Origin of the sequence: Prevotella amnii DSM 23384 = JCM 14753, from assembly GCF_000378745.1 — a bacterium.
Taxonomy (GTDB): domain Bacteria; phylum Bacteroidota; class Bacteroidia; order Bacteroidales; family Bacteroidaceae; genus Prevotella; species Prevotella amnii.
In genome coordinates, this window is the sequence record NZ_KB905313.1 from 1 (window position 1) to 11,195 (window position 11,195).

Here is an 11,195-nt window from a genome sequence, read left to right on the forward strand (position 1 = left end):
ACGTTCCTAAAGCTAAAGACAGCTACTACCAAAAGAAAAAGAAACACAAACTATTTTGTAAACGAGCAGGTATAGAACCAACAATAGGACATCTTAAAGCAGACCACCGATTATCTCGCAACTTTTATAAAGGTGTGAAAGGAGATGCTATCAATGTATTATTAGCTGCGGCAGCATATAACTTCAAAAGAGCTATGAGAGCTCTTTTGTGCCTTATAAAAAGAATCAGCATAAAGCTTGTCAGTACAAACTTTATGCTGAAATATAGTTTTTAAGGGACGACTATATAATATTTTAAGTGTTATTTTGTTTCACAAACCATATTTACACTTGTTTTTATTATTATTTTTCCTTATTTGAGACCTCTGCAAAACTCTTATCCTAAGATTTGCTCATTTCATCATATTTTTGTACCTTTATGGTATGAAACAAACTCTTTCTTCTCCCAGTTTTGCCGATGTCGTCCTCGGTCAGCGTAAGGTCAAGTAGACCTTCTTTTCCCAAATAGATAAATTAATCTATTGGACACCTATCCGTGGTATCATAGAAATAGCTTATACCAAAGATTATAAATCAACAGGTCGTCCAAGTTATGACAGCTTGATTTTATTCAAGATAGAACTTCTTTGTACATGGTATTGTTTTAGTGATGGTGAAGTAGAGGAACAAGTAAACGATCGTCTTTCTTTCAGTCGTTTTGTTGGCTTGGGTTTAGAAGATACTGCTCCCGACAGTACTACAGTTTGCCGCTTTCGCAACACCTTGGTTGAAGCAGAACTTTATGATATGGTTCTCAATGAAATCAATCGGCAACTTGAGTCTAAAAGTGTCATCGTTAAGTGTTGTGCTATTATCGATGCGAGCATTACCGATACTCCACGCCGTCCGCATGGACTCAAGTAGTATGAAGTAGTGGAAGACCGTAATGAAGCAGACGGTCGTGATAGTTCAGAAAAAGCAATAGTCAAGGAAGTTGTTAAGCCAAACGTTGATGGAGATGCAAGATGGATTAAGAAGATGAGCAAACTTCACTTAGGTTATAAGCGACATACTGTGATTGACGAGAATGGTTTGATTCTGGCAGAGGACACAACTGCCGCCAACGAAAGTGACATCAAACATTTTGAAACTCCTTTACAGAAAGCCAATCTTCCTGTTAGAACACCTGTCTATGCCGATAAAGGCTATAACTCTTCAGAGAACAAGGAAATACTTACTCGGATGAAGCTCAAGAGCAGAATCATATACAGAGGAGTTAGGGCAAGAAGATTACAGAAAGGGAGCAACGTATCAATGCTAGTATAAGTAAGATTAGATATAGAGTTGAGCGTACTTTTGGTTCTATGCATAGATGGTTTCATGCAGGAGTGGCAAGATATGCGGGTTTGACAAAGACACATGCACAACATATTATGGAGGCTGTTGCATACAATCTTTATCGAACTCCTGGGATAATTGTGTCCAATTCTCTCAAATAAGAGAGAAATATATATTAATAGGGGGTATATAAACCCTTTTGCTCCTTAGATAGGCTTTATTTTTAGATTTAATGTGGTTATAAGTGAATTTATGATAGGAAGAGAAGGTTTTGCAGAGGTCTCGGCATGCCCATATCGGCACAACTAAAAGGATTGGAAACCGACATTCATTCCGTTTGCAAAGGCAAGAAAAAGGATTGAAACACTATTCTCACAACTTACAGACCAATTCTTGGTCATCAGAAATTATGCGAAAATAACGAATGGTTTGTTTGCCAGAATCATTGGCAAAATTAGTGCGATCACCATCCTGCAATACGTAAACCTCATTAACAACAAGCCCATTGGCAGAATTAAGTATGCACTAAATTAATTCCGTCAACGGGTCAATTCTTGAATGTTTTAACATTCCAAAGGTATTCTTTTTGCGCGAATTGACCAAATTTTATATAATATAAACAGTTAGTTGTCAGATAGTTATAGTTAATTAGCAGACCCTAATTAAGATATAAATAATATATCCATATTAAGATGAAGCATAATATTCATTACTTTAAGAAGTTTCACCTTATCTTTTGTCGCACTTGGAACTAAAAGCCATTTATTGCTATCTATATGTATTTGATTATTATATTGTTTATTGTGTGTAATCAATGGCTTTCCACCATGTAACAGATTCAGTTGTCTAACTTTTTCTATACCTATTTTCCATACACATTGCATAAACGTTTCTGTTGTGTTTTCTTCTCCAATGACAGTTCCATCTGGAAAAGTTATCTGCAAAACTAACAAGTTTTTACTACCACGAGAAACTCTCTCTCCTTTAAAGTCAGCACTTACATCTACTGTCAAACCAATATTAAACTGTTCTGAGATAATTTTCAGTTGAGCAGCTTTATTGTAAACTCCCCCTCTCGTATTTACATACCATCCATTATCAACCATTTCCATATCATCCTTATATTGAGGATATATTTCTTTTGTGAATAAAGGCAAATGACATACCTCGATGTTTATTTCATCAAAATTATCTGTGCCAATCTTTTTAAGAGTTTCAATATATGTTACTTTAGAACTTGAGTAACAGATCGTTTCCCCATCAGGGAAAATAACTCTTAACTTCTTTGATACAGACCGTTGTCTCTTTTTTTCTTCAATATCTTTTGTATTTTCTCCTTTAAAGAACATGTACATTGCCAAAGTAAAATTTTATAGTACATTTAAGTACATTTACTAAGTTGAGAACTATATAGACATTATCCCATAACTTTCATTTTTAGCGTCATAGAAGTTAATATTGCAATCGTGTTATTATTCTTTAAACCCCATTTCTTGAGCTTTCTCTACTATTTTAAGTGCAAACTGTGCTTGCTTAAGCGAATTGATTTTACGATTTCTCGATCGCATTGTTCCAAAATTAAAAGCAGCCTTTATCTCCATGGGGGTAAGTACATCATGAGATTTTGCCCAATTTGCTAATGCAAACCAAAATGTAGGTTCAATCGCTTCTGCATCTGAAATACAACCTTGCTGCACTTCGTTAAGATGTAAATTTCCATCATTGGATTCTGACAAAAGAACCCTTTCTTCTATTTTGTTTAAATTATCTAATATTAATTTCAAGCGATTCCAACAGTCTGCACGTTTTGACCAATATCCAACATCTACATTCTGAATATTATCTGTAAAATGACGCCAAACGATAGGTATCAATTCAGTGATTCTATCTATTAAACTTTGCTGAACTCGTTGATGTTCCCATATATAAGAGAAATCTATTTTTTTATTTGATAAAAAGGAAATTGAAGCCATTACGTAAGCATTCATATTTGCCTTATAGCCACCAAGTTTCTTTGATTTTACAATAGCGTCAATGGTATTAAACAAAATTCCCTTAGCTATAACCTTCTTAAAATATGTTGTAGTGACAGTTGGCTTTTCTTTCTTAATGGTAGCAACAAAAAGAGCATAATTCTGTTCTGCTCCACGACAAACATCAAAAGGTTGTTGATTCCATGCCATTTCATATTTTGCAATATCTGTTTTGGTTATTTTTTGTCGTTTAGGATATTCTATCTTGAAAATTTTTTCATTATATCCATTTAATTGTGCGAGTTGATCAAAATATTGTCCACGAGTACGTTCAAAATACCACTTACATATAGGACGTTGCTTTCCATTAGGAACCCATTCAGAACGACTCATATTTTCTAAACCTACCAAATAAGGATCATTTGCTGAAAAATCTGAATTTTTTATTGCCGTTTGACTATTGGCAGAAGTTGAAATCTCTTTTATTATATTCTCGCTGTTTTCCTTGTCATTGATGACACTTATTTTCATAAGTACAAATACTTTGGTTAAGTCTACATCTTTATCATTGATACAAGCTGCTATAGAAGCTGTTGTTTGAGCTCCATTAACGATTTGCCAATTGTACAGACGCTTTATAAAGAAGGCTCGTCCTCGTTTTTCTATTTCTATTCCTGTTGCTGTTGTAGAAATACCATTATTGTAAGAAAAGAACATGTCTGGCTTTTCACGCAAAGTTTTCCGAATACCTTTATTTACATTCCCTTTAAATTGCAAGAACGTTCTAACATTCTTCTCTAATAAAACCTGTTGATATTGCTTGTAAATTTTCGCCAACACAATACCTGGCATAATAGCAAGATAAGCTTCTACAAATGGGTTCCCCTCGTTCATTTTAAGACATTGTAGTTCTGTGTTATAATTTATTGCAAAATCTATTTCTACCTTTTCTTTACCTGTTTTAATATTATGCTGCTGATATACCCGCCACATATCCCAAATATTATACTCTATGACAAATCCTTCTTCTTCATTTTCCTCAGGAGCAATAGATGCGGTTGGATCTGTCAATCCATCTGTTATAATATAGACTCTTAACTGGCTGATATTGCCTTTAGTACTTTTCACAAGCTTAGCTACTTCGATGATTTCATCAGTAGGTTGGATATTTTGTCCTTTGAATAGCTGATCGTGCATTGCTTCATGATAAAAAGCCATAAGGTAATTATAACCTTGCTGTACCTTATTATTATTAATTTTCCCCAACAATGTATCAGCCTTAATCAAATAAAATAAGTCCAAAGACTCAGCTTCATCATTATAATCATATGCCGTAATACGTGTTCTTGTTTTCTGAAAAGAATATATTTCAGGGTTATTTACCTCACCATTATCTTCCATATATTCAAAAATAAGAGAAGCAAGTTCTTGGTCATAATCAGTATCATTCATTTCAACTGATGCTTTTACTTCGTTGAGAAAAGCTTGTGCAAATTCACGTATATCCATAAAGTCGAAAATTATATATTACACAGCACCCGTTGTCGGGATTAATTTAAGTTGATAAATATGAATAAAAAGTTGCACACGTCGTTGGTTTTTAGTAACTTGGTGGTATTCTATATATTAAGTTCAAACCATCGTATGTACAACCTTTATACAAAATTCGTCAAAATACTTGAGATATGCAAGCAATTCTCTGAAAATCTCGTCAATGAAAATGGTAACATTCCACGCCGTGGTCATGTTCCTAAGTTTTCGGATTTGGAAGTAGTGGCATTGTCGCTGACGGCAGAGACAGAGAGCATTGATAGTGAGAAGTGGTTGTTCGACTATAAATTGCAAGAGTACAAGGACAACATTCCCAATCTAATATCAAGGAGGCAGTTCAATGACCGCAGGAAGAAAACCGCTGGCTTGTGTGAGGAACTGCGCAAGAGGATAGCCATGGAAATGGATGGCGGAGAGGAACAGTTCTTTGTTGCCTCCAAGCCAATAGAGGTCTGTAGGGTGGCAAGAGGAAAACGTTGTAAGATGGGGCGTACTGGAGATTTCTCTAAAGCTCCCGACTTCGGTTTCTGTGCTTCGCAGAATACATACTATTTTGGCTATAAGTTACACGCTCTATGTGGGTTAAGTGGAGTTATCCATTCCTACGATTTGTCAAAAGCAAGTGTGGCTGACCTCCAATACATGAAAGATGTAAAACATACTTATCACGACTGTAACATCTATGGCGACAAGGGGTATGTTGGAGCTGACGTACAGCTTGACTTGTTCGATACTGCACACATAAGACTGGAGTGTCCGTATAGGCACAACCAAAAGGACTGGAAACCGACATTCATTCCGTTTGCAAAGGCAAGAAAAAGGATAGAAACACTATTCTCACAACTTACAGACCAGTTCTTGGTCATCAGAAACTATGCGAAAATAACGAATGGTTTGTTTGCCAGAATCATTGGAAAAATTAGTGCACTCACCATTCTGCAATATGTAAACTTCATTAACAACAGGCCCATTGGCAGAATTAAGTATGCACTAAATTAATTCCGCCAACGGGGTAGCCTTCACTACTTCTATCTCGATTTCTGTCTCCACGCCCGAGCCGTCCAATGCCGTCGCTTTTATCATTACCTTTCCTGGCTTCAGTCCTTTTACACAACCGTTGTACACGGTTGCCGTCTCTATGTCACTCGATGTCCACGTACAGGTGGGATAAGTAGCATCGGTGGGCAACACATCGGTTCGCAGCACAAAGGTCTTGCCTTCTTCCACCTGCCTATCATCACGCTCAGCGACAAGGGCGATGGATGTCACATTTACGGCAGACACCGATGCGTCCAAGCCTTCGAAACTATACACGCTGCTGCCTGGTAGTTTTACGATAAGTGAGCGGTCTATGTCAATGGGTACACCTTCTTTCAGCCCAACCAAAGCAGCTTGTTCTCCAAATGATTTATGCAACACTACACTTCCATTCACGTTGGCAGGAATATTAAGCGCCTCACGAAGTGTAAACTGGTATGTTTGCTCATCATTTCCACCATTGCGAAGCGTTAACACCGACTTTGTTCCATTCCATGCAGCCCAACCATAAACCGCTGTTTTGACGCCATTCCAAGGATTACCACCAACCCAATGTATATCAGGTAAGACATCGGCATTTCGTTTCTGCCATTGTATGCACTCTGCCAAGTCGCTCCACAGTTTGCCGTCAGCGATGTTGTTCATCAAGGCATAGTCGTTGTATAGTTCCACCATACCCGAACCACATGCAAAGGCGCAACGCAATTCACGTCTGCATGCCTCATAGTCCATATTCTTGCTCACCTGTCCAAAGCGGGTGAGAATGAACCCATGAGTCATCAAGGTATTGATAGGACACAGCGGTGAACTCGCCACATAGTTTTGGTACACCAGTCTGTCTCGATAAGTAATCCAGTTTTCTCGGTCAATGGCATTATTACCAATGGTTCCATAATCGCCCTCCTGTCGCCAAGTAGCATCCGTAAAATGATACCAAAAAGGACTGGCCCAGGTACCTACCGTAGTGTTGAAAAAGATATCGCGCTTGAGGTTTTCACGCACATAACGCTCCAAGCGAATAATACCTTCAGCATTTTCGTTGCCTACATCGCCCTTGTCTGGACCTGTTGCAGAGAACTGTGCGGAGATGCCATCGAACTTAAAGAAGTAGAAGTTTCCGTTATGTTTAGTGAGATTGGTAGCCGCATCCAAGAATACTTTGTAGTAAGCAGGGTTTGAAAGCATCATGCCCCCTTTGTCTTTCCAATAGTTTCTGCGATATTCTCCGCTTTGTCCATACCCACCAACGGGTCCTAACCATGCGCCAACGCCAGCACCCATTGTAGCTGCTTTGGCTGCAATGTCGCGCAATTCGTTGGGAAAGCCTGCATGAAACGTCCACGTGCCGTAATTGTCCCATCCATCATCAATCACAAAACTGTTGGGAGCTACACCGTAACGGTCGTAGAGTTTTTCTTTCCATTGATTAAGAATGTTCAGCACCTGACTGGCTTTCATGTTGCCTGTGGGGTCTAAAGCGTTGTTGCGATCAATGTTCAGTTCGTACCATGAGATGTAAACTGGGTTTGAATGCCATGGTACAGCGCGCTCACGTTCGGAGTAAGCAAGGAACGAACGGCGTTTCTGTGTTTTATCTATGTCATTATTGGCTTGTTGCCCATCTTGCGCAACTAATCCCACAACACCTGATATTTTCCACGTTTCTCCATTTTTCAAGGTAGTGTTTCTACCCCAAAGTCCCTGTATTGGCACCAAGTTTTGTTGCGCTACGATGTTTTCCTTGGGCGAGAAAATGGCTACTGTCAGTTTGCTGGTAGCCGTTATCGTCTCGGTCTTTGTCTCCGCAAAGACACGCAAGTCAAATGCTCCATCGTAAGGAGCAATAAAAGAAAACGCATTATCTTTCTGGGTAGTACCCGTATACCCCTTGTGATAATCGCTGGCAGCAACGTCGCCGTGAGCATCCAGCAAGTCGGCCCCACCCAAGTTTAATCGGTGCGATCCACCTGTATAGCTGACCATTACCGACACCTTTTGATTCTTCTTCAATACAATGTCGTGCATGGTATAGGCACAAACCTGCGGATAAGCTGCACCAGTAGCTTCAATTACTCGCATGGGCAAACGAGCCTCATCAACCATCAACCATGATGCCACCTGCAAGTTCTCCTCTTTGTTGCTCACCAACTCGTACGCATGGTCGCTTCCTACTGCATTTCCCACGGAGTTGTATCCTACGGGATTCTCCAATCCTGCAAACAACTGATTGCTCAAAATCACAGCACCACGGGTGTTTCCCACTACTTGTGGCACACTACCAGCGGCTTTTGTATCTACTATATATAAAAGAGGTGTCACGCTGTGCATATCTACATCGCTCATGCCAGTTATCTCTATTTCGCTTCGTAGATAGTGACTACCGTCCCTTAGTACGGCTTTCCATACCATTTGCAGGGTGGTATCACCAAACTTGTATTCATACTTTGCCACCAATGCCTTACCAGGATAATGTTCCGCACCACCCACCGCTTGTGGGTTGGCAGGCAAGTCTACGAGTTCAACGCTCCTTAATTTCATGGCTGAGGCAGGAACACGCATGCCATTACCAAAAGTTACTACAAAGAGTTCGGTGCCCGGTTGCAGGCTCATGGCTTTGCATCCGGCAAAATACAGTTGTCCGTCTACTTTCATGAACGAGGCAGCCAACACATTGTTGCTCAAGGTGTACACCCCTTTCTTCTTAGTTGTGACAGCCACTCCAACGTTGTTTTGCTGTGCAGGGTACACCGCGGCATTGGCATAAGTGACAACAGCAGGCTGCACGGGAGTATTGGCATAAGCTACCGTGATGCGATGCAATGCGTCGTTGATGGATATAACGGCAAACTTGCCTGTTTGACGTGGTGCGACAATATCGGCTTGCTGCAGTGGTTGCAAGGTGGTGTAGACGTTACCAGAGGCATAGTACTCACCCTTGATTTGTATCTTTTCCGCTCCACTTACCTTGACGGTATAGCTATGGCGTACCATTTCTTTGATGTTCCACTTACTTCCGTTGTCCCGATTGCCACTATCGGTCCATAGTCCTACGGACAGCTTGCCGTCCAAAGGGTTGCTTGCACCTATGCCCTCAAACCAGTTGAAGTATAATGCAGCCTTGTCTCCTTGTGCCGTGACAGGTGAAATTTCGTAGCTACCGTTACCGACGGACGAAGTAACAAAATAGCATTGTTCGTTTTTCTGATCGCTGAGCGTAAGGAACGCTGTACCTGTTTCATACGATGCGCCAACTGTATAGGTGAGCCACTTCTTGGCGCCGAAGCTGTAAATATAGTAGCTTCCAGTCTTTCCGTCAACGGCATAGAAGGCAAACAAACCGCAGTTTGCATCCGTCTGTGTAGGAGCAGTTAGCACATTCATGCTATAGCCGTTGCCATTGGTAATGACGTAAAGATGTTCGGGACACCCATCACTAGGCAAAGTGGTTGACGGCTGTAACACTTCAGCACCACAATGCAATGCGACGAGGTTGACCATCAAGATAAATAATAATAATGTTTTCTGAATCATAGAGATGAAAATATTTAGGTTCCTTAATTCCGCAACACTATTATAAATTAAACTTTTTAAGTACCTGAGCAACAAAAAGTTGCTTAGGATTTTGCTATGTCAGAATTTTCTCTTATATTAGTGTTGCAAAAAAAACAAGAGAATCCGACGATAGACATGGCGAAGATATAAATTAAATATGAGAGATCACTCCTTTTGGTGGATTATTTTCAATCATGGAGCAATTTGGTTCCACATTATCATCTGTAATCGACTCAACCATCGGTCTAAGGTGTAGATCGTTCGGCTATCAGTACAGCGAAATCATTTATTCTCTCAAGAGTATCTACTTCTGTGGCGGTTCATGTAGCCCAGGATGGCACTACTCATTTGATGAACCACCTCTCGCTTCATCCGACACTTAGCACTTGTAGCTCTGATACTATCCTCAGAGCGATAAAGGAGTTGACGCAAGAAAACATTTCATACACATCAGATATGGGCAAGACCTACGATTTCTATACTACTGACCCATAATACTTCATTTCATTCTTTTTAAGCGGATTTTTCTTTGCTTGGATTACATACTTTATCATAAGCCCTTGAATTTAAGGGATTATTAATAGTCGCAAAGTTAGTATTTTTATTTCTAAATACAATATAAAAAAGTAAAGTTTCTGCTAAGAGAATGTGTGTTTGTTCGTTGGGGGACATGAATGCTTTCAGGCTCGGAAAGCACAGCATTCACTTTCAAGCAGCAAAACGCCTTGTGCGTAAACGTTTCGTTAGCAGACACCAACAAGACATCAGTTTGTACCCACAAACTGCGCCCAGCTCCCCTCGTTAGACTGTCGGGGAGATTAGACCGTAATCACTCCGTTCTCATCGGTCAGTGTTCGGGAATTAAGCAACAACGAATCATCTACAATGATAAACTTTCAAGGAAACTTATATGAACAGATATAAGGGAAAAGCTGCCCGATGGCAGCAACAGGATAAAGAAGAACAGAGGATGAACAAAACGGAGTTCATCAAAGTAAGATGTACCTTAGAGGAAAGGTAGCGTATCAAATCAAAGGCGGAAAATACAGGGCGGAAGTTCTCCGATTATTGTCGGGAAATACTCCTTAACGGCGAGATAACAGCCGTTCCCAAGATGACAGACAATGAGAGGGAAGCCATTGCCATTCTTCAACATACAGGAAGGTTCTATGGGCAGGTTTCCAACCTCATTAAGCTCAAGGACGAGGATTATAACCCTATCAAAAATCGCATTAGAAAAGTGCAGAAAGAAGAATATCTCATCAAAAACGCTTGTTATTCGGTAACAAAATATTATCTTTGCAGACAGAATAACAAGCGTTCTTTGTTAGGCAGAAAACAGCAAAGCCAAGTAGCTCGCTCGTTTCCAAATCGTTACCTATTCAGTTATGCCGACAAGGTAACTCCTTTATTTTCAATAAGTTGTATTTTAGATATTATCTTCGAATGCAAAACATCACCTTTTACTCACCAAAAGTTGACGTTTTTCTTTGCGTGCTGTAAGTGCCTAAGTGTAAATGCTTTAAGAAAGCAGCGTAGAATGTTGTGTGATTGTTTTTGAAATAAAAAAAATAAACATTTTTGTATGCTTCTCTCTTTTTTAGGTTTCGTTTGGTTTATGTTTTAAGCAGTATGGTTTTCTTGCTCTGTTATCTATATATATAATGTGTAGTCTTCTTATACTTTTCAAAAAGAGTTTCTTTTCAAAATTTTCTTAGTTTTTTTCTTATAATAATTTGTTAGTTTAAGAAAAAGTATATACCT

The 11,195-nt window shown here is 39.5% G+C and carries 6 protein-coding genes and 4 pseudogenes; 7 read left to right on the forward strand and 3 right to left on the reverse strand.

Translation table 11 applies throughout. The annotated features are described in order from the left end of the window. From F596_RS0109830 to F596_RS11930, 3 genes and pseudogenes are all read left to right on the forward strand, one after another. Positions 1–275, forward strand: a 275-nt coding sequence (locus tag F596_RS0109830) for a transposase (RefSeq protein ID WP_019036815.1), incomplete at its 5' end; no start/stop codon positions are given. A gap of 148 nt (positions 276–423) precedes the next feature. Beyond that, positions 424–1,478, forward strand: a pseudogene (locus tag F596_RS11145) (IS5 family transposase). 148 nt (positions 1,479–1,626) lie between these two features. Next, positions 1,627–1,851, forward strand: a pseudogene (locus tag F596_RS11930) (IS982 family transposase); the annotation flags it as partial. Between the two features lie 128 nt (positions 1,852–1,979). Here F596_RS11930 and F596_RS0109845 read toward each other — a convergent pair. Both F596_RS0109845 and F596_RS0109850 read right to left on the reverse strand, forming a co-directional pair. Then, complete coding sequence (locus F596_RS0109845; RefSeq protein WP_238292986.1) at positions 1,980–2,672, reverse strand: hypothetical protein; 693 nt, start codon at positions 2,670–2,672, stop codon at positions 1,980–1,982. Positions 2,673–2,789: 117 nt separating this feature from the next. Then, positions 2,790–4,799: an AIPR family protein gene (locus F596_RS0109850; RefSeq protein WP_019036817.1), complete on the reverse strand. Its 2,010-nt coding sequence runs from the start codon at positions 4,797–4,799 to the stop codon at positions 2,790–2,792. Positions 4,800–4,859: 60 nt separating this feature from the next. Between F596_RS0109850 and F596_RS0109855 the strand changes: the two genes are divergently transcribed. Beyond that, positions 4,860–5,840: an IS982 family transposase gene (locus F596_RS0109855; RefSeq protein WP_019036818.1), complete on the forward strand. Its 981-nt coding sequence runs from the start codon at positions 4,860–4,862 to the stop codon at positions 5,838–5,840. On the opposite strand, the gene F596_RS0109860 is transcribed toward F596_RS0109855, so the two are convergent. Then, positions 5,832–8,489: an Ig-like domain-containing protein gene (locus F596_RS0109860; protein WP_248621435.1), complete on the reverse strand. Its 2,658-nt coding sequence runs from the start codon at positions 8,487–8,489 to the stop codon at positions 5,832–5,834. The genes F596_RS0109855 and F596_RS0109860 overlap by 9 nt on opposite strands. Before the next feature lie 120 nt (positions 8,490–8,609). On the opposite strand from F596_RS0109860, the gene F596_RS12185 reads away from it, so the two are divergent. The 3 genes and pseudogenes from F596_RS12185 to F596_RS11940 all read left to right on the forward strand — a co-directional run. Next, positions 8,610–8,924 (forward strand): hypothetical protein, encoded by a 315-nt coding sequence (locus F596_RS12185; protein WP_238292966.1) that lies wholly within the window; start codon positions 8,610–8,612, stop codon positions 8,922–8,924. Between the two features lie 701 nt (positions 8,925–9,625). Further along, positions 9,626–9,920, forward strand: a pseudogene (locus F596_RS11640) (IS1380 family transposase); the annotation flags it as partial. Between the two features lie 421 nt (positions 9,921–10,341). Beyond that, positions 10,342–10,689, forward strand: a pseudogene (locus tag F596_RS11940) (plasmid mobilization protein); the annotation flags it as partial. Positions 10,690–11,195 lie beyond the last annotated feature (506 nt).

Coding starts and splice junctions, on each gene's coding strand:
- F596_RS0109845 (WP_238292986.1), bottom strand. CDS start 2,672: ATGTACATGTTCTTTAAAGGAGAAAATACAAAAGATATTGAAGAAAAA.
- F596_RS0109850 (WP_019036817.1), bottom strand. CDS start 4,799: ATGGATATACGTGAATTTGCACAAGCTTTTCTCAACGAAGTAAAAGCA.
- F596_RS0109855 (WP_019036818.1), top strand. CDS start 4,860: ATGAATAAAAAGTTGCACACGTCGTTGGTTTTTAGTAACTTGGTGGTA.
- F596_RS0109860 (WP_248621435.1), bottom strand. CDS start 8,489: ATGAGCCTGCAACCGGGCACCGAACTCTTTGTAGTAACTTTTGGTAAT.